The 19565-nt window shown below is 57.8% G+C and carries 17 protein-coding genes and 3 pseudogenes; 12 read left to right on the plus strand and 8 right to left on the minus strand.

Annotated features, from left to right (window positions below; all coding sequences use genetic code 11):
- The first annotated feature begins 36 nt into the window (after positions 1–36).
- From GWQ22_RS06380 to GWQ22_RS06400, 5 genes and pseudogenes are all read left to right on the plus strand, one after another.
- On the plus strand, positions 37–327 hold the full coding sequence (locus GWQ22_RS06380) for a YkgJ family cysteine cluster protein (protein ID WP_042868866.1): 291 nt from the start codon (positions 37–39) through the stop codon (positions 325–327).
- Between the two features lie 51 nt (positions 328–378).
- Positions 379–471 (plus strand): annotated as a pseudogene (locus GWQ22_RS06385) (YkgJ family cysteine cluster protein); the annotation flags it as partial.
- A 51-nt stretch (positions 472–522) separates the two neighbouring features.
- Positions 523–615 (plus strand): annotated as a pseudogene (locus tag GWQ22_RS06390) (YkgJ family cysteine cluster protein); the annotation flags it as partial.
- A gap of 51 nt (positions 616–666) precedes the next feature.
- A pseudogene (locus tag GWQ22_RS06395) lies at positions 667–732 on the plus strand (YkgJ family cysteine cluster protein); the annotation flags it as partial.
- A 481-nt stretch (positions 733–1213) separates the two neighbouring features.
- Entirely contained in the window at positions 1214–2659 is a 1446-nt protein-coding gene (locus GWQ22_RS06400) for a PepSY domain-containing protein (protein ID WP_275929789.1), read from the plus strand.
- A 70-nt stretch (positions 2660–2729) separates the two neighbouring features.
- Here the strand turns inward: GWQ22_RS06400 and GWQ22_RS06405 are convergent, their stop codons facing one another.
- Positions 2730–2945, minus strand: coding sequence for a DUF6500 family protein (locus tag GWQ22_RS06405; protein ID WP_212514192.1), 216 nt, complete (start codon positions 2943–2945; stop codon positions 2730–2732).
- Positions 2946–3051: 106 nt separating this feature from the next.
- Complete coding sequence (locus tag GWQ22_RS06410) at positions 3052–3957, minus strand: 1,4-dihydroxy-2-naphthoate polyprenyltransferase (RefSeq protein WP_275929790.1); 906 nt, start codon at positions 3955–3957, stop codon at positions 3052–3054.
- A 207-nt stretch (positions 3958–4164) separates the two neighbouring features.
- Between GWQ22_RS06410 and GWQ22_RS06415 the strand changes: the two genes are divergently transcribed.
- The 7 genes from GWQ22_RS06415 to GWQ22_RS06445 all read left to right on the plus strand — a co-directional run bounded on the left by GWQ22_RS06415 (position 4165) and on the right by GWQ22_RS06445 (position 12910).
- Complete coding sequence (locus GWQ22_RS06415; RefSeq protein WP_275929791.1) at positions 4165–5484, plus strand: isochorismate synthase; 1320 nt, start codon at positions 4165–4167, stop codon at positions 5482–5484.
- A 51-nt stretch (positions 5485–5535) separates the two neighbouring features.
- Positions 5536–7254, plus strand: coding sequence for a 2-succinyl-5-enolpyruvyl-6-hydroxy-3-cyclohexene-1-carboxylic-acid synthase (gene menD / locus GWQ22_RS06420; protein ID WP_275929800.1), 1719 nt, complete (start codon positions 5536–5538; stop codon positions 7252–7254).
- Positions 7244–8017 (plus strand): 2-succinyl-6-hydroxy-2,4-cyclohexadiene-1-carboxylate synthase, encoded by a 774-nt coding sequence (menH, locus tag GWQ22_RS06425; RefSeq protein ID WP_275929792.1) that lies wholly within the window; start codon positions 7244–7246, stop codon positions 8015–8017. The genes menD and menH overlap by 11 nt, the downstream gene beginning before the upstream one ends.
- Before the next feature lie 174 nt (positions 8018–8191).
- Positions 8192–9040: a 1,4-dihydroxy-2-naphthoyl-CoA synthase gene (gene menB, locus GWQ22_RS06430; RefSeq protein WP_275929801.1), complete on the plus strand. Its 849-nt coding sequence runs from the start codon at positions 8192–8194 to the stop codon at positions 9038–9040.
- Positions 9040–9969, plus strand: a complete 930-nt coding sequence (gene menC, locus GWQ22_RS06435; protein WP_108535975.1) for an o-succinylbenzoate synthase — start codon at positions 9040–9042, stop codon at positions 9967–9969. The genes menB and menC overlap by 1 nt, the downstream gene beginning before the upstream one ends.
- Before the next feature lie 10 nt (positions 9970–9979).
- The gene (locus GWQ22_RS06440) at positions 9980–11386 is read left to right on the plus strand and encodes an AMP-binding protein (protein ID WP_275929793.1); all 1407 of its coding nucleotides are present in this window, start codon (positions 9980–9982) and stop codon (positions 11384–11386) included.
- Positions 11387–11686: 300 nt separating this feature from the next.
- A complete protein-coding gene (locus tag GWQ22_RS06445) occupies positions 11687–12910 on the plus strand; it encodes a winged helix-turn-helix domain-containing protein (protein ID WP_275929794.1) in 1224 nt (407 codons plus the stop codon).
- A 2-nt stretch (positions 12911–12912) separates the two neighbouring features.
- On the opposite strand, the gene GWQ22_RS06450 is transcribed toward GWQ22_RS06445, so the two are convergent.
- From GWQ22_RS06450 to GWQ22_RS06475, 6 genes are all read right to left on the minus strand, one after another.
- Positions 12913–13461 carry a fimbrial protein gene (locus tag GWQ22_RS06450; RefSeq protein WP_345893627.1) on the minus strand — a complete coding sequence of 183 codons (549 nt, stop codon included), beginning with the start codon at positions 13459–13461 and terminating at the stop codon, positions 12913–12915.
- An 11-nt stretch (positions 13462–13472) separates the two neighbouring features.
- Complete coding sequence (locus GWQ22_RS06455; RefSeq protein WP_275929796.1) at positions 13473–14498, minus strand: fimbrial protein; 1026 nt, start codon at positions 14496–14498, stop codon at positions 13473–13475.
- 4 nt (positions 14499–14502) lie between these two features.
- Entirely contained in the window at positions 14503–15234 is a 732-nt protein-coding gene (locus GWQ22_RS06460; protein ID WP_042038642.1) for a molecular chaperone, read from the minus strand.
- A 10-nt stretch (positions 15235–15244) separates the two neighbouring features.
- The gene (locus tag GWQ22_RS06465) at positions 15245–17776 is read right to left on the minus strand and encodes a fimbria/pilus outer membrane usher protein (RefSeq protein WP_275929797.1); all 2532 of its coding nucleotides are present in this window, start codon (positions 17774–17776) and stop codon (positions 15245–15247) included.
- Between the two features lie 67 nt (positions 17777–17843).
- Complete coding sequence (locus GWQ22_RS06470) at positions 17844–18233, minus strand: hypothetical protein (RefSeq protein ID WP_212514219.1); 390 nt, start codon at positions 18231–18233, stop codon at positions 17844–17846.
- Between the two features lie 100 nt (positions 18234–18333).
- Entirely contained in the window at positions 18334–18879 is a 546-nt protein-coding gene (locus GWQ22_RS06475) for a fimbrial protein (protein WP_275929798.1), read from the minus strand.
- Between the last annotated feature and the right edge of the window lie 686 nt (positions 18880–19565).

The following is a 19565-nucleotide window of genomic DNA, read 5'->3' on the forward strand; positions in this document are numbered from 1 at the left end:
CGAACATGTGCCCTTCCCATGGCATGGACAACACAGATGAACAGAGAACCCCAAGCCGACGTCAGCTGCCAGAACTGCGAAGCCTGCTGCTGCCGCCTCGAAGTCATGCTGTTTACCGATACCGGCGTGCCAGATCGCTACGTGGACGAGATAGAGGGACAGGTGCCCGTGATGCACCGGCTAGAAGATGGCTGGTGTGCGGCGCTGGACCGCAATACCATGATGTGCCGTATCTATGAAGTGCGACCGCTGATCTGCCGCGAGTTCGAGATGGGTGAGCCCGACTGCATCGATGAGCGGGACAAATGGTTTATCAACCTGAGTTGACCAAGGGATAGCAAGCGGCGCTGGACCGCCCTATCAACGACGTGCAGCTTCTATGAAGTGCGACCGCTGATCTGCCGCGAGTTTGAGATGGGTGAGCCCGACTGCATCGATGAGCGGGACAAATGGTTTATCAACCTGAGTTGACCAAGGGGTAGCAAGTGGCGCTGGACCGCCCTATCAACGACGTGCAGCTTCTATGAAGTGCGACCGCTGATCTGCCGCGAGTTCGAGATAGGTGAGCCCGACTGCATCGATGAGCGGGACAAATGGTTTATCAACCTGAGTTGACCAAGGGGTAGCAAGTGGCGCTGAACCGCCCTATCAACGACGTGCAGCTTCTATGAAGTACGACCGCTGATCTGCCGCGAGTTCGAGATGGGTGAGCCCGACTGCATCGATGAGCGGGTAAGCACCTCGGCGCCCTGCAGTCTCACACTCGGTCGCCACCTCGGCAATTCCCATGGGCGCATCGCGCAATTTAGCTATCTGCTGGCTGAAGGCAGTCTCATAGCCCATGGCCCCCATCAGGTTGAAGGGGCCGCTCGGCGGACAGATCAACACCTGTCAGCGCCGCTGTATCTCAACATGGCCGTGTGGTTGCACCTTCACGCCAGTCTCCTTCCCTGGATCCTTTCCCACTGCACCAGAACGGTGACATGTTGCAACAAGGTAAGGATTTATCTATCAACATTCCATGCCACCCCCGATGACCAAGCCCTTGTGCTAGCGCCTGACTGCCCATGGCGGGCACAGATAACCAAGCAATATGGATCGGCCGCCCCTCCCATCATGTTCTGTTGCAGTTAACAAAACGTTGCTGCTATTATCCGCGCCGCCATGAACATTCCACCAACAGAAACGTTGGTCATTAACGCAAGGATCAGAGATGAAAAACCGGGACTCGAGTCATTACCAGCGGATCTGGCGCTGGCACTTCTACGCCGGCCTCTTCGTCGCCCCCTTCCTGATCCTGCTCTCCCTCACCGGCATGGTGTACCTGTTCAAGCCCCAGCTCGACAATCTCATGTATCCCGAGCTGATGAAGGTGACGCCTGCCAGCCAGACCCTGAGCGCCGATGCGCTGTGGACCGAGGCACGGACCGCCATGCCGGACGCCAGCCTGAGCAAGTACCTGCCACCGGTCAGCCCGGATGCCAGCGCCCAGTTCATCGTCCGCCAGGGTGGCCGCGAGCTGACCCTGTTCCTCGATCCCGCCAGCGGCGCCCTGCTCGGCGCCCTGGACAACCAATGGAATCTGCAGGCGGTGGCCCGTGCCCTGCACGCCGAGCTGCTGCTCGGCACCACCGGGGATAGAGTGATCGAGCTGGCCGCCGGTTGGGGCATAGTACTGCTCATCAGCGGCCTCTATCTGTGGTGGCCACGCAAGGGGCCCGGCGTGGGCGGCATCCTCTGGCCACGACTGAACCAGCGCGGACGCCTCTGGTGGCGCGATCTGCACGCCGTGGTCGGCTTCTGGGGCGCGGGCTTCCTGCTGCTGTTGCTGCTAAGCGGCATGACCTGGACCGGTTTCTGGGGGGATCAGTTCGCCAACGTCTGGAACCGCTTCCCCGCCGCCATGTGGAACCAGGTGCCTGCATCCACGCCGCTTGCCCGCAGCCTGAACCAGGCCCACGACCAAACTGTGCCCTGGGCGATGGAGAACACCCCCATGCCGAGCTCGACACAGCCCGATGAGATGGCCTCCATGGCGATGGCTGACACGGCCATGCCGCCGAGTTCGGCAGGGCACGATCACAGTGCCATGAATCATGGCGGGGAACACGAGGGGATGGTGATGGCCGAGCGCCGCATCTCGCTGCAACAGGTGGTGGAGCTTGCCAACGAGCGCCAGGTCACCCCGGGCTACAGCATCACGCCGCCGGCCGGCAAGAGCGGCGTCTACACCATAGCCCTGTTCGCCGATGATCCGCACAACGATGCCACCCTTCACATAGATCAGTACAGCGGCAAGGTACTGGCCGACGTGCGCTGGCAGGATTACAGCCTGGTCGCCAAGACGGTGGAAACCGGCGTCATGCTGCACACCGGCAAGCTCTACGGCTGGCCCCATCAACTCGCCATGCTGCTCATCTGCCTGATGGTATTGCTGAGCGCTGTGAGTGGCCTCTGGATCTGGTGGAGCCGCCGCCCGCAGGGCCGTCTCGCGGCCCCACCGCTGCCGGCCAAACTGCCCCCCATGCGCGGCGCCATCGCCGTGCTGGTGCTGCTCGGTATCTGCTTCCCGTTGGTGGGCGCCTCCATGGTCGTTATCTGGCTGCTGGATACCCTGCTCTTCTCCCGCCGAACCCTCAAGGTGGCGCGCGCCAGCTAGTCGATAGCATCATCGACCAACACAGAGGGCTCCCGCTTGGGAGCCCTCTCTGTTTCATTACAACCTACGTTCACTCCTGCTCGACCAGCAGGAGGATCTTGCTGGCCCTCTCGAAATGGTCGAGTCCGTGGGTCTGGATCCACCAGGTCGCTGCCTCCATCAGCAGCTCGGGATCGTCATTGCGGTTGGCAAAAAACGCATAGAAGGAGACGCCCACCGCGTCCCCCTTCTGCGCAATTTTCTGCTGGCAGACCTGAATGATTTTCCGTTTGAGTGATTCACGCATGACTGGGTTCCTGTCTGACAGATTCAGTGCCAACACGCTTCGTCGACACACAAAAAGGGCTCCCATCCAGGGAGCCCGCTTCACATAGCTACCAGCCGGCAGATCATCAGGAGAGTGCAAGCCCGATGGAGAGCAGCAGGCTGAACAGGAAGGCACTGATGGCGGTCTTCTTGAGCGCACCGGTCAGCACCTCGCCATCGACACTCGTACGCAGGGTCTTGGCGGCGTCGGTGAGCGGCTTCATGGCGGGCAGGAAGATCCAGGGCCAGACACTGGCGGGCTGGGTCAGGATAAAGGCAATGGCCGCCAGCAGCGCCGCCCCCAGCAGCACCCAGTGATAGGCGATGGCACGGTTACGGCCAAGGCGTACCGCCAGGGTGATCTTGCCGCTGGCGGCATCGGTCTCGATGTCGCGCACATTGTTGATATTGAGCACGGCGGTGGCCAACAGGCCACAAGCGGTGGCAGGCAGCAACAGATCCCACTCCAGGCTCTTGGTGAAGAGGTAGTAGGAGCCGAGCACCCCCAACAAACCGAAGAACAGAAACACCGAAATATCGCCGAAACCACGATAGCCATAAGGGGTCTTGCCCACCGTGTAGGTGATGGCCGCCACTATGGCTGCGCCGCCCAATAGCACAAACGCCAGGATCTGCAGCCACTGGCCACCGAAGGCACAACCCAACAACAGCAGACCGCTCGCCACCGCCGCCAGCGCGGTCAGCGCCATGGCTATGCGCATCTGCTTTTGGGTAATAAGACCAGAGACCACGGCGCGCTGGGGACCGATCCGTTCACCATTGTCGGCACCGGAGACAGCATCCCCGTAATCGTTGGCCAGGTTGGAGAGGATCTGCAACAGGATGGCGGTCAGCAGGGAGAGCGCCATGATGGTGCCATCGAAGGCGCCACGGCTGGCCGCGAGCCCGGATCCCAGCAGGATGGAAGAGCAGGCGAGCGGCAGTGTTCGCAAACGCGCCGCCAGCAACCAGATAGAGAAGGTATTTGTCATATTGTGATGGCCAAACAATCAGATATTGATCGTGTTAAGGGTTATCGAACCGGATTTCGGTATACTTGGCCCCTCGGGAGTCAGCTCCCCGGGCGATTTACATGGACGAATGGGCAGATAATATATAGGAATAATCGCTCCTTTGGCATAAACCAACGGCATCCTTCTGCAGGATTGACCGTCACTATCGGCTCATAGACGAAATCCATGTTGGCTCAGACCCATATCAAGCAACAACTGGACGCCCTGCGTCACAGCAACGCCAGCGGCTTCGTGCGGCTGCGCGTGGCTGTCGAGATCCGCTCCTTCCTGGGCTGGCTCGCGGCGCAGACCCTCTATCCCCGTATCTATTGGCATGCCAGAGGGCACGACAAGCCCGAATACGTGGCGCTGGGCAGCATTCACGAACTGACCCGGCCGCAAGACATACAACAGGTCTGCGAGCACGCCAACCAGCCCCACGACGACAGCCCACGCTACTATGGTGGACTGGCATTCGATTCGGCCCAATCCGGCTGGCAAGGATTTGGCCCCTGCCGTTTCGTGCTGCCCCGCATCGAGCTGGTGCGCCGTGGCGAGTGCGTCAGTCTCTGCCTCAATCTCTGGCTGAGCGACGGCAATCTCGATGCCGAGCTGCAGGCGGCCGAAGCGGCCCTCGATGCCCTGCACCCGGAAGCCCCGCTACCTGCCCTGCAAAAACAGCCCTGGCAGCGCCAGGATTGCCCCGGCCCCGCCCAGTGGCAGACGCTGGTCGAGCGGGTGACGGCGCCCGACTTTCAGGCGCACACCCCCAAGGTGGTGCTGTCGCGGGAGAGCCTGCTCTCCCGCCAGCTACACAACGATCAACTCTGCCCCTGGACCCTGCTGGCACAGTGGGCGCAGCACGCCCAGGAGTGCTTCCACTTCGGCTTTCAGTTCTCCCCCGAGCAGAGCTTCATCTCCTGCTCCCCCGAGCGACTCTACCGCCGGGAGCAAGACCACCTCTTCACCGAGGCGCTGGCAGGTACCATTCGCCGATCCGGCGACGAGGCGACCGATGCGGCCCTGGCCGCCGAACTGCTGACCGACAGCAAGAATCAGCTGGAAAACCGGCTGGTGCACGCTGACATCCTCAGCCGGCTGGCACCGCTCACCACGAGCGCCAGCCTGACCGAGCCGCGCATTCTGAAACTGCGGCTGCTACAGCACCTCAAGTGCGACATAGAGGCCGAACTCAAGCCCGGGGTGTGTGACTGGCAACTGCTGGATGCCCTGCACCCCACCCCCGCCGTGGGCGGCGCCCCGCGCGAAGCCGCACTGGCCTTCATCCGCGAGTTCGAACCCCATGATCGCGGCTGGTATGCCGGTGCCTGCGGCATGCTGAGCCGGGAAACCTCCGAGTTCTCCGTCGCCATCCGCAGTGCCCGCGTCACGGCGCAGACCATCACCCTGTTCGCCGGGGCAGGCATAGTGGCGGGATCCGAGCCCGCCGCCGAGTGGGCCGAACTCGACAACAAGATCGCCAACGTGCTCTCCCTGCTGGGATAGCGTTTTCCCATCGACCCCTCATTCAGCGAGAGCCCCATGTTTGCGAGCCCCGTGTTTGCCAGTCAACATGCCACCTTCAATCACGTCTGGTCTTCCCTCTTGCTGGAAGAGCTTCATCGCCTCGGCGTGCGGGACATAGCGCTGGCCTCCGGCTCACGTTCGGCGCCGCTCACCATGGCGGCCGCCGCCCACCCCGGTTTTCGTCGCCACCTCCACTTTGACGAGCGCGGCTTGGGGTTTATGGCGCTGGGGCTGGCCAAGGGCAGCGGCCGACCGGTGGCGGTGATCATGACCTCGGGCACGGCGGTCGCCAACCTCTGGCCAGCGGTGGCCGAGGCGCAGCTCACAGGCGTGCCGCTCATCATTCTTTCGGCCGATCGGCCACCCGAGCTTATCGACAACGGCGCCAACCAGGCGATCGATCAGCAGGGGATCTTCGGTCGCTACCCCGTCTATCAGCAGAACCTGCCGAGCCCCACCCCGACCATACCCGCAGCCTTCGTGCTGAGCTCGGTGGATCAGGCCCTGGCCCAGCAGACGCTGACGCCGGGGCCGGTGCACTTCAACTGCATGTACCCCGAGCCGCTCTATCCCGGCGATGAGTACCTGGATTTTTCCGACTATCTGGCACCGCTCGGTGACTGGCTGCATTCAGGCGAGCCCTGGAGCCCCTGGCAGCAGAACGAGCAGATCTGTCCCCGCCAGCCCGATTGGGCGGCCTTGCAGGGCAAACGCGGCGTCATAGTCGCGGGCCGTATTCAGGATCCCGCCCAGGCGCAAGTGGTGGCCGAGCTGGCCGAGCGCCTCGGCTGGCCGCTGCTGGCGGATCTGCAGAGCCAGATCCGCTTCGATGCCCGCAACCTCATTCACATGGATCTCGCCCTGCAAAACAGCTGCTTCGTGGCCGAGTTGGCCCGCGCCGAAGTGTTGCTGCAATTCGGTGCCCGCCTCATCTCCAAGCGGCTCGGCCAGTTCATCAAGCAGCACCCCTGGCAGGATTACTGGCTGGTGGAACCGCAGCCGGCCCGGCTCGATCCCGATTACCGGCTGCGCCGCCGTCTGGTGTGCGATCCCGCAGCCTTCACCGCGACCCACAAGGTGAGCACCCGCCACCTGCCCTGGCACCGGCTGGCAGAGCGCCAGCAGAGCGCCACCCGCCAGATCCGCAGCGCTTGCGATCGCTTCTCCGAGCTCGGTGTCTGCCATCGGCTGGGCTCCCTCATTCAAGGTCAGCTATTCGTTGGCAACAGCATGCCAGCCCGGCTGATGGACATGCTCGGCGAAGCGGGCAAGGGACCGAGCCGGGTGATGACCAACCGCGGTGCCTCCGGCATTGATGGCCTCATCGCCAGCGCCTATGGTTTCGCCCAGTCGAGCGACCAGCCGACGACCCTGTTGATTGGGGATCTCAGCGCCCTGCACGATCTCAACAGCCTGGCCCTGCTCGGCAAATCGAGCCGACCGCTGGTGGTGATCCTGCTCAACAACGACGGCGGCAGCATCTTTCGCATGTTGCCGGTGCCCACCGGCGATCGGCTGCTGGAAACCTACTACTGCCTGCCACACGGCCTGCACTTCGAGCAGGCCGCCGCCATGTTCGGCCTCTACTATCGGGCGCCGACCACGCTGGCTGAATTCGAGCAGGCCTACGGCGCAGCGCTGAAAAACCCGCCGTTGGAAAAGAAAGTAACTCTGATTGAAATCAAGGTACCGAGCAGCGAGGTGGCCGAAGATCTGAAAGCACTGGGGGCGGCTATTCGTGGCCTCTAACCCGAACAGCCAGGAACTGCCTCTGGTACTGCTGCACGGTCTGCTCGGCGATGGCCGCGACTGGCAGCCAGTGATAGAAGCCTTGCCTGGAATAGATTGCCACGCGCTGGATCTGCCGGGTCACGGCAACAACCGGGGGCTGAGCGTGACCGGCTTCGAGCAGACCCATCAGTGGCTCTGCGATGCACTAAAGGCTCTCGGCATCGCGCAGTACCGACTGGCCGGTTATTCGCTGGGTGGGCGGCTCGCCCTCTATCACGCCAGTCGAGCCCCTGCCGGATTGCAGGCCCTGCTGCTGGAAAATTGCCATCCCGGCCTGCCGCTGGCCGAGCGGGCCGCTCGCATCGAACACGACGAGTGCTGGGCCCGGCGCTTCGAGCGCGAACCGCTGGCCGCCGTGCTGGCCGACTGGTATCGACAAGGGGTCTTCGCCGATCTCGACGAAGCGGCCCGCGCCCGCCAGATCGCCAGACGTTTGGGCAACGAGGGCCACGCTATCGCGGCCATGCTGCGCGCCACGTCACTGGGCCAGCAGCCGGATCTCGCCGCTTGGCTAAGAGCAAAACCGCTGGTCGGTGCCCGGCTGCCGGTGAGCTGGCTCTCCGGCAGCCGGGATCACAAATTCCATCAGCTGGCTTGCCAGTTGGTGAAGCAGGGCTGCAATATCCATCACTTGACCCTGGATGGCGGCCACAATCTGCACGCCAGCCAGCCCGAGCGATTTGCCTCGTGCCTGCGCGACTGGATTGCGAGTACGCCATAACACGGCACGACACTATTTACCTGAGCCGGCATTGCGGGCTTATCACCAACAAGAAAAAGAGCGTGCACATGATGGAAGCAATGACGAAATCTGAACTGTATGCCCCCGTTCAGATGACGCGATTGCTCAATCTGAGTACGACCAGACCAGAAGGAAAACAACATGATTGAGGCAATGACGGAAGCGGAACTGTACGCACCTGTCGAGTGGCGCGATTGCTCCGCCGGTTACGAGGACATCCTCTATCACAAGTCCGGCGATGGCATTGCCAAAATCACCATCAATCGCCCTCAGGTACGCAACGCCTTCCGCCCCCGCACCGTGAAAGAGATGCTGCAGGCGCTGGCCGATGCCCGTTATGACGATCATATCGGTACCATCATACTCACCGGCTTCGGCGAGAAGGCATTCTGCGCCGGTGGCGACCAGAAGATCCGGGGCGACTACGGTGGATACCGGGATGACGAGGGCACCCATCACCTCAACGTGCTCGACTTCCAGCGCGATATCCGCACCTGCCCGAAACCCGTGGTCGCCATGGTGGCCGGTTATGCGGTCGGGGGTGGCCACGTACTGCACATGATGTGCGATCTCACCATAGCGGCAGACAACGCCCAGTTCGGCCAGACAGGTCCGAAAGTCGGCTCCTTCGACGGCGGCTGGGGTGCCTCCTACATGGCCCGTATCGTCGGCCAGAAGAAGGCCCGCGAGATCTGGTTCCTGTGCCGCATGTACGATGCTAGCCAAGCCCTCGACATGGGTCTGGTCAACACAGTCGTGCCGTTGGCCGAACTGGAACGCGAAACCGTGCGCTGGTGCCGTGAGATGCTGCAGAACAGCCCGATGGCGCTGCGCTGCCTGAAAGCGGCCCTCAATGCCGACTGTGATGGCCAAGCGGGCTTGCAGGAGCTGGCGGGCAATGCCACCATGCTGTTCTACATGACCGAAGAGGGTCAGGAAGGGCGCAACGCGTTCAACGAGAAACGCCGTCCCGACTTCTCCAAATACAAGCGGAACCCCTGATGACACTTGCCCTGTATCGCTATCTACTGCCTTTTACCCAGCCACTGACCTTTCACGGCAAGGTGGAGGTGGCGCGAGAGGGGCTGTTGGTGCGCATCAACGACGGCTGGGGGGAAATTGCCCCCCTGCCTGGCTTCTCCAGAGAGACCCTGGCCGAGGCGCAAGCCGAGGCCCTCGGCTGTCTGGAGCAGCTGGCTCAGGGGCTGCCCATCGCGCCCCTGCTGCCCTCGGTGCAATTTGGTCTGGACTGTGCTCGGCGGGTCTGGCCGGAACAGACAGCGGCACTGCCCGAGCCTTATCCCCTCATTCAAGGCTCCCCCCAGGAGCTGCTCAAACACTGGAAGAACTGGCTGCACCAGACACCCAGCAAGGCAAAACTGAAGGTGGCCCGTTATCCCATGCGCGACGAGCTGGCGCTGATCCGCCTGCTGTGCGATCGCATCCCCACCCTCAAGCTGGTGCTGGATGCCAACCAGGGCTGGACCCGCGAGGAGGCCTGGGCCTTTTGCGGCCATCTGGATCCAAACAGAATCGAATATCTGGAAGATCCCTGCGCCAACTTTGACGACATCGCCTTCGTGGCGAGCCGCACCGGCATGCCGGTGGCCATCGACGAACTGCTGGCACAGGGTAAATCCTGGGAGCCGATCCCGCAGCTGAGAGCCCTGGTGCTCAAGCCCATGCTGCTCGGCTCGCTGGCCAACAGCGAGGCACTGGTGGCCCGCGCCCGCGAGCTGCGCCTGAAAGTGGTCGTCTCCTCCTGCTTCGAGTCAGGGGTCGGCCTCGGCCAGCTCGCCCGTCTCGCAGGTGAGTGGGCACCGGATCAGGCGCCGGGCCTGGACACCAAACGCTGGCTGGCAAGCGATCTGCTGGACCAGCAAGGTAAACCCGATCCTGGCCTGCTGGAGCCCCTGTTTCACCGTGACTGAAAAGGCCTTCATGCTGCCGACATCTGGCCATCACGCCCCCCTGGAGCCCTGCCCGGTGCGTCACTGGGCACATGCATCACCCCAGCACATTGCCATCCACACAGACAGCCCCCTCAGCTATCAGCAGCTGGATGCACGGCTCAACAGCCTGTGCCTGCAGCTGAAACTCGCTGGCTTGAAAGCCGGCGACCGGCTGGCTGCCGTGGTACGCGGCGCCCTGCCGGACGTCTTGTTGGCCTGGGCCTGCGTGCGTAGCGGCATCGTCTTCTGCCCGCTCAACCCCGCCTTTCCAGCGGCCAGACAAGCCGAACTGGCGCAGCAACTGGCTGTGACCGCCTTCTGGTCGGCCGACGACATTCCGGCTGGAAGTTGGTGCCCACTGCGGCTGGATTTCAACACTGAACTGGCGGCGGCCGATCAGCCCTGGCCGCTGGATCCCGCCCGGCTCAACAATATGATCCTCACCTCGGGCTCCAGCGGCACACCGAAAGCCGTGGTGCATCGCCTCGCCAATCACCTGGCCTCGGCGCAGGGCTCAGCCTCCTTGCTCCCGCTGGATGAGAAGTGTGGCTGGCTGCTCTCCCTGCCGCTGTTTCACATCGGTGGCTACGCCATCCTGTTCCGGGTTTTTCTGGCGGGCGCCAGCCTGGTACTGGACGATCGCAGCCAGCCCCTCAAGACGCGCCTCGAACACTTGCCCATCACCCATCTCTCACTGGTGCCGACCCAGCTCTGGCGCCTGCTGGCAGAGGGCTTTGACCCCGCTCGTACCCGCTTGCGCGAGCTGTTGCTCGGGGGCGCCGCCATCCCACAGCCGCTGGTTGCTCGCCTCGCGGCCATGGGGTTCACCCCCAAGCCGAGTTATGGTCTCTCCGAGATGGGCAGCCAGGTCTGCACCGGCCAGCCGACCGCCGCTGGCGTGGTTGGCAAACCGCTGCCGGGGCGGGAAGTCTGCATTCAGCAAGATGAGATCTGCGTGCGCGGTGACACCCTGTTTGCCGGCTATTTCCAGGAGGGCGTGCTGGAGCGGCCACTTGACGAGGCTGGCTGGTTTCACACCCGCGACAAGGGGCATTTCACCGCCGGTGGCGAGCTGGTGGTAGAGGGGCGGATCGACAACCTGTTTATCTCGGGGGGTGAGAACATACAGCCCGAAACCATAGAGCAGCGGCTGGTGGATCATCCCGCCGTGGCGCAGGCACTGGTGGTGCCCATGCCGAACGACGAGTGGGGGCAACGCCCCGCCGCCTTCATCGACTGGCACGGCGAGCCTGTGCCCTATCCGGAGCTAGCAGCCTGGATCCGCGCAACCCTGCCCGGCTTTATGGTGCCGGACCTCTGGCAACCCTGGCCCGACATGGGCGGGGCCCTCAAGCCACAACGAAAACCGTATCAGCCATCTATCTGCAAACAATAAGGCGTCATACGACAGTTTCCGATACAGTTGGGGCCGTCGATTCACACCTTATTGAAGAGAAACCCCGCTCAAGGCCAACATTATCCCCTGCCTTCATCCTGAGTGAGAACGATGACATAAATGGTCATCTTTTTGGGCATTTTTTGAACCAAGTTAATCGACTGTAGTACCATGTCACTCGCCCAGCACTTCGATGGGGACATAATTGATTGATAGTAAAAGAAATTGTTAATTTGGCGTTATTTGAACAACTGCGACATGGTGGTAAAATGCACGCCTTGGCAGTAAGGTGAGTCACACATGAGTAACAAAATTTATAAAATCTCAGAGGATATCTATTTCTCCGCTGCAACATTCAGGCTCTCAAAGAACGAAAAAGACATCAAGCTCAGTAACAAAGAGGCCGAGCTCCTCGAAATGCTGTGTGAGGAGGCTGGCAGTGTCATTCCCAGAAACATACTGCAGGAAGCCTTGTGGCCAAATCAGGACAATACTGACACCAACCTTAATAGACAGATCCTCTCCCTGAGGAGAAAACTGGAATCATTTGGCTTGCTGGACGCAATTGATACCATCCCCAGGGTAGGTTATATCTTCTGTGCACCCATTGAGGTCACCGGGGAGGCTGAGAATACGGAGGCAAGGGCAGAAACGTCAGGGGACTCATCGCGGGCCAGACGACAATACTCTCGCAGAAAATCCGATCGCTATTTCAGCCCAAAGCGCATTATGCTGTTTGCACTGCTGATTGTGGTGGCCTGCTCGCTGGCAGCGCTTATTTATAATTACAGCAATAAAAATACCCTTAGAACGATTAATCTCGGCCACGTTTCTCTCTCTACGACCAGCGAGACTGAGAATGCATTAAAATTGAAGATTGATATGATGGCACCGCTTGTTAAAAAAGTGCCGCGCAATGAAGATGAGCGTGTTTCCATTCTCATCGGAAAGGAAGCTATCAGCTACTTCTCTATTGATAATAAAAATAAAGAGTTGTTAGCTAATGTCTTCCTACTGAGAGCCGGCCATTCCGTCGCGGAGGAGCTGCAGTGCGTCATTAATACCATGGCATTGCAGGGCGAAAACGTTTCCCACAACTACTATCACTATCCGAATACCACTGTCAGATATCACAGCAATTGCCAAGCGCCTGATAACTGGGTCGAAATCGCCAGAAAAAGCAAAATCATAGTGGCTATGAACAGAGAAATTGTGGTGGCCACTGTGATAGCAACCGATCATCTGGGGCAAACCCTGTTCAATCTAGATTCCGTTGGCAATATAGAGCGGGATCAGGGTGATGTTGCAATCGAAATAAAGAATACCATCGTCAATTTTATCGACCAGAAAGCGTTGACCAGCAATGGCATGGTCGCCACCTTGGTGGCTGCCCTGACCCCACCCAAACAGAAGTTGCTATTTATTCAGCTGCCAGGCGGGATATATCTTTCCAGCTATATGGGGGGTGTTATCTCTTGGCCCAGCAGAGGGAATTTAAATGTCATCCAGCGTAATGAGCTTTGAGGTTATTCATAGGAGACAATGAAGTTAGCCACCGCGGTATAATCCCCAGGCTTGATATTCTTGTCGGCGATCGCCTTCGGGTGGCCCTCAACCCGAGCGAAAAACAGCAGTTCATTTTCCGTTGAATCACCCAATGCATAGCCGCTAGAAGCAGTGCCCAAATCCAGCTTGGTCTGAGCGGCATTATAGAGCCTGATCCCGGCCCCCTTGGCGGAACCGGCAGAAAACGCCAGGGCACCGCTCATCTGCGGGTCTGCAGTACCGCTGAAGGTCACCTTGGCCATGCGGAAAATACCGGGTTTGCAGTTGGTGAGACGGATAAAAAATTTCACCTTCTCCCCGGCACCTGCCGAGTAGAGCTCCCTGACGTCAACCACCCCCAAGTCGACCGACTGATCGGCCGATTCGGGAGAGATGATGCAGGGTTGGGCAATAATCCGGCCATGGAGCCGCATCGTATTGCCAAGTAACTCCAAATCATTGGCGCCGGGCGCTGCCGTCACAGCCAGCACTGGTGTCATCAGTAGTCCAAACCATATTCTGCGCAACATATCGCTATACCTCACTGGAATTCGGCGACTATGGTGGCGGTGGCGTAAAAGTCACCGGCGGCCACCTCCTCACTACCAGATGCTATCGGCGCGGCAATAAACCCCCAGTCACCAATATTCCCTTGCATGGTAACGGGATAGAACTCGTTCAACTTGAGTGGATCGCCATTCAGCTGCTTGAACTTGATCCCCAGATTGGGGATGATAGTGGCACTCTGATAACCCTCCTTGGTGGTCCTCAGATACTCCTGGCTAAAGGATGTCGGTCGACCGGAGATACCCAGGTTGATTTTGAGCGCAGGGCCTTCAAATACCCCGCCTTCACATCGAAACGTCAAGGGAACCGTCTTTTCAAAGTTATTACCATCCAGCCCGGTGCTTGGTAAATCACCAAACTCCACCTCTATGGTCTGCCCGCCATTGATGACACACTTCTCGGGTACGTAAAGGATTGCCGAAGAAATGGTGATCCGTGACATAGGTACGCTGTTGAAATCACCTACCGTGAACCCCAAGCGACCAAACATCTCAACCACTTGGCGATCGGAGATCTGCACCCCGTTGATGATGGGTTTGCGTACCCGGAAAGTCACCTTGCCCTTGCTGCCGCTCCCAAAGTTGTCGATCCGGGTCAAGCCTCCCTTAGTACAGCTTTTGTTGACGTAGTTGTTGCTCTGGTTATCGAAGGGAGCCACCACATACTGTTTGCGATTACCGGCTATCCAGATCTCCACCTTCATATCGAGAAAATCGTTGAGCTTGACGAATCCATTGCCGGCCGGAGGCAAGCCACTGCTCATGACCGCCTTGTAGTGAACCGCTGAGTTGGGAATGGATTGCACCGGGCAGGTCACGGTGCCGGTATACGTGCTACCCAGATCCCAGGTAAAGGCATTGGTCACATAACCTAACTGATTCTGAATATCAGCATTACCAAGCTCGATTTTGTAGTCATGGATCGAGTCAGGCACCACATAACCGTTGGCCAGGGCTTGGCAACTCAACAGCAAACCGGCCATCAACAGGGAATAGCGCATTGGCTTACTCGCTCTTCACGGCGCGGCAGACGTTGGCCGAGCACTGGTAAGTGATATCCATATATCCGCCGTAGTCATTGACGTAGCTGATAATGAACTGATCCGGCAAGGCTTCGGGAATCGTGGCACTCATCTCCGACTTGGGTGACACCATAAACGCCGAGAAGCCCTTGATGGCGGTTTTTTCCTTGCCCTTCGGATGAGCCAGACCGACATAGGTGATGTAGTAAGGGGTCGGGTTGTTGACCTTCAGGGTCGTGCCCTGCTTGGTGATCGTCACCTGATCCTGCCAGACGGCACCACGCTCCGGGATGATGGCCTCGGGGCGGTAGAACAGCTTGATCTTGGACTGCACCGCAATCTGCATCACGTTGCTCTTCTCGCTCTTGGGCGGGATCTCGCGCAGGTTGAAGTAATAGATAGATTCACGATCCTTGGGCAGCGCATCGATGGCAGGCACGCTGGCAATCCGGACGATCGACTTCTGATTGGCATCGACCCTTTGTACCGGTGGCAACACCACGAAAGGCGAAGAGATCTTCTGCCCCTGGGCATCTTCCATCCAGGCCTGCGCCAGATAAGGCAACTTCTGGCTCTCGTTCTTGATATTGAGACTGATGGATTTGGCACCACCAGGATACACGGCACGGGTACGATCCAGCACTATGGCGGCACTGGCATTGATTGACGTCATGCCCAGCACGGCCAGACAGGTAAAAGAGAGCAGCTTTTTCATCGGTATCCCATTACTTGCAAGTGAGAGTCTTCATCGACAGATCGGTTACTTCGTGCGGCGCCACTATCTTGCACTGACGAGCACCACCCCAGGACACATCAAAGGATTCATCCGGCTTGACCCCCGTCAGGTAGATGAGGCCATCCTCATCCACCACTGAAATCACTCGCCCGGACTCTTTGACGACGGTTGCCCCAAAAGGAGGGTTGGCGCCATCAGGCAATGTTACACTCGCCAACAGCTTGAAACCCTGAGCAATTTCAAAGGCATTATAACCAATTGCACCTTCGGTCAGCGTACCTTGCTTGATCGCATTCATGGCATCTATGTCATCGCTCAGCTGATCCACGTCTATCCGGGTATCGCTCTTGCGATAGTCGCTCATGTCGCTGATCACTGCGACCCCAAACCGGTTGGTGACAGCACGGCCATTGTTGAAAGAGACGTCGGGCACCTTGTCGGTATCCACCATCATGCGGGTGCCACCGCGTCGGCTTGCCTGGTGCAAGGCGGCCCCATGTTCGGTCGCTGTCAGGCCACCCCGCATGCTTGCCCCCAGCGAGGTGTACTCACTCTGTACGCTGTAGGCGTTCAGGCTGACGGTACCTATATCGCTGTTGTGGCTGTAGTAGCCGCGAGCGACGGCATGACCGTTGCTTTGCACCCCAGCCCCCAGCTGATAGGTATCATCCGGCCGGCTGTAATCCTGATAAGTTGCCAGGTGGGTGACCTTGCCATTGGAAGACTGCACGCTGTATCCCCCGCTCTTCCTGTCCCCAATCGGCATGTTGACCGACAGCATGACGCTCTTGTCATCCTCATAATTCTCAGTCTTGGTCTTGTAGGCAGACAAATAGAGAGAGACATTTTTGAAAGTGCCAATATTCACACTCTTGTTTATTGACAGACCGTAACGATTTTCCGCCTCATGATCCCAATAGGTTCTATGGGTGTAATCCAGATACACAGTCAATGCCTTGGCCGCATCATCGGCCCAGAATGTCTTGTTGGCAGTGATGGTATATAGCTCTTTGTCTCCCCAGGTTTTGTAATCGTCACTGGCGGCTGACTCATTCCTTTCCAGTCGGTCCTTGTTATTCAGGAACTGCGACATGGTCATAAAGTCATGCTGGGAAAAACGATAACCCGCAAAGCTGATGGCGCTGTTATATTCATCGAACTGCTTGGCATAGTTCAACCGAAATGACTGGCCACTCTTGGTGGACAAGCTCGGCAATTTCGCAATGGATTGGGTCAGGTCAGCAGAAACTGCGCCAAACGCATACAGGTCTCGACCAATCCCCAGCCCCATGGAGTTATATTCGCCAGCGACCATACTGCCACCATAAAGCGACCAGGAGTTCGCCACCCCCCATGAGAAATCCCCTGTCACGAAACCCGGACCATGGACATCATGGGTCGAATTCCTCCGCTCGGAGGGTGCCCCGACCGAGAGGTTATACCTGACATAGCCGGGACGAGTCAGATAGGGCACTGTCGCGGTATCCACCTGAAAGGAGTGGACACTGCCATCCTGCTCCGCTACCCGCACCTCGAGCCTGCCGCGCACCGAACTGTCCAACCCCCGGAGGCGAAATGGGCCGGCAGGCACGTTGGTCTCATAAATGACGCGGCCAGACTGGGAAATAGTGACCTTGGCGTTGGTCTTGGCAATGCCGCTCACCTCGGGGGCATACCCTTGCAAGCTCGGGGGCAACATGCGTTCATCATTGGCCAGATTCACGCCTGTATAGCGAAACCCATCGATAAGCTGGGAGTTGAGCTGTTGTTCGCCGACCGTCAACTTGGCGGCCATGTGCGATAGCGGACGATAGGCATAAATGCGGTTCAGCTCGGCTGACGACCGCTCATCATCACCCCAATAGGAGCTTGCCTGATAATCGCCGCGCAGGCGCCAGGCGCCATAGTTTGCCCCCAGGGTACCGTAACTGCTGATATTGTTATTGGCATAGTCGCTCCCTTCATTGACCTGGGCGTTGATATTGTAATCCAGCATCAGACCGGTAATACCCACGTCCCACTGCTCGGGCGGAATCCAGTTGGGATCACTGTATTTCATCCATGCCTGCGGGACTGCAATTCTGAGCAGTCCATTACCGATATCGTTGGAAATAACCACCCCATCAAGCGCCAGCAGGTTGGCGCACTGGCCCTGATGCCAGGTGTCTATCTTGGCGATGGCCTCATCCGTCAGTGCCATTCTGGGCACAATATCCAGCGGCAAACAGGCGACACCGCCTTTTCCCTTGCCATCTTCCACTTCATAAAAAGGGATTTTCTGGAGTGGCAACTTGTTCTTGTTGACCTCAATTTCAAGATAGTAATCGCCAGGCATGATATAGCCGGCATCCGCAAACTGGGAAAGATCTATCTTGGTTCGCTCATCCACATCAAGCGCATCAATATTAAACTCCGTTTCTGCCAATGCGTTATTACCCATTACCAACAGGCACGGCACGCATAGCATAAAAGCTTTTTTTAGATAATGTTTTCTAACAGAGTTTGATGTTGCAACGCTCATAATTTCACTCTAGGGATATCATAACGGTCTCACATAATGAGGTGTCTACACTAAGCAATCGGCTTGCTTACATATAACTAAGTTCGAACAGTGCCATATTATTTGGATATACTATCTGGCTGCCATTCAGACTGATATTGAATTCCATATCACCATTGACAATATCCGAGGCAATAAAGTTAGCACCCGATACCTTGTGATATTGTCCATTGCTGACAATACCCAGATCGTCACTTATGGCCCCGTGCACCGACATGGAGATAAGAGACAATGCCCCCCTCACAGATCCGCCTGTCTGGCAACCACTGAATTTCAGCGTGCCGTGACGTGCCTGTTGCAAGGAAATGCTGTGCAATTCATCCAGGGTGCAACCTGATTCAGCCAGACCATCCGTCTGCTCATTTGCACAAGCAGGGCCTGCCATCATCACCACCTGCAGCACTACTGGCACCAGCATTGAGATCTTCATGATCAAGGTCCGATGTGAAGAGAGAAAGTGGAGTGAGGTTGTGGTGGTTTTCACCACCACAACCCTTGTCACACGTTAAGGCAGACGATTACTCGTAGGAGAGAGTAAAGTTGGTCACTGCAGTGAAGTCACCAGCTCTCAGCGGGTTGGCTGTCTGGTTGGCATAACCTTTCAGCACGGCGGTGAAGGGCAGCTCGTTGTCACCCGGTGACAGTGCGTAGGCAGCGGTAGGCTGGCCCAAAACAACGGTAGCACCACCCGGAGCGATCATCTTGATACCGGCACCAGCAGCCTGACCACCGATCACCAGCAGGCTGGGGTCGACAGGATCTTTGGCACCGCTGAAGGTCACTTTAATGGCATCGTCAGTCTCACTGAGTTCGCAGTTCAGCAGCTTGATACTGAACTTCCCATTCTCTTCATTGGACTCACCACCTTTGGCCAGCTGTTTGGTGCTGATCTGGCCCAAATATACAGTTTGGTCAACAGAATCACTGTCTACGGAGCAAGGTGCATTGATGATTTCACCGTTAAAGGTGACTTTACCTGACCCAGTAGTGCCGGCAGCAATAGCAGAGCCGCACAGCAGCATGGAACCAACACCCATAGCAACCAGAATTTTATTAGCGTTCATTCGTATATACCTACATTAACGTGTGTTGTTATGCGGCATCATCGAGATCAAGCTGGAGTCATGATGTTCGATGATGCCGCCATATCATTGCTCAGCAACTGTCAGCAGACCGATGCCTCATTAATGAGAGATGGTCACCAGTACAATTATCCGGGCATGTTAAACAAGCAAAGGCAAAGGCTATTTTCAATATTTAGAGGCAGTTCCCGCCACCTCTCATCTGCAAGACGACACACATCCATGTCATCCGTACAGAAAACTGAATTCAACTGTATTCAACTTTGCTTGGCGGTCAAATTAACGACACATTTGATGCACATCAAATACATTTTGATTTTTATAAATCCAAAAATAAACACTTAAAAATCATTAACTTGCAAACAAAGTCGACATTTACAAATAATGAAAAACAATTAACTACTTTATACACTGCGCGATCAACATGGCCATTTTTACAGCAACCTCACATTACAAATTAAATTAACAAAAAACCAACATAACTCACTAAAAATAAACACCATGACCAAGCTGGCAGCCTCTCTCCTCTTCGCCAGGTAATCAGGTAATCAGGTAATCAGGTAATCAGGTAATCAGGTAATCAGGTAATCAGGTAATCAGGTAATCAGGTAATCAGGTAATCAGGTAATCAGGTAATCAGGTAATCAGGTAATCAGGTAATCAGGTAA

Origin of the sequence: Aeromonas sp. 1HA1 (assembly GCF_029237385.1) — a bacterium.
In the GTDB taxonomy this organism is placed as follows: Bacteria; Pseudomonadota; Gammaproteobacteria; order Enterobacterales; family Aeromonadaceae; genus Aeromonas; species Aeromonas popoffii.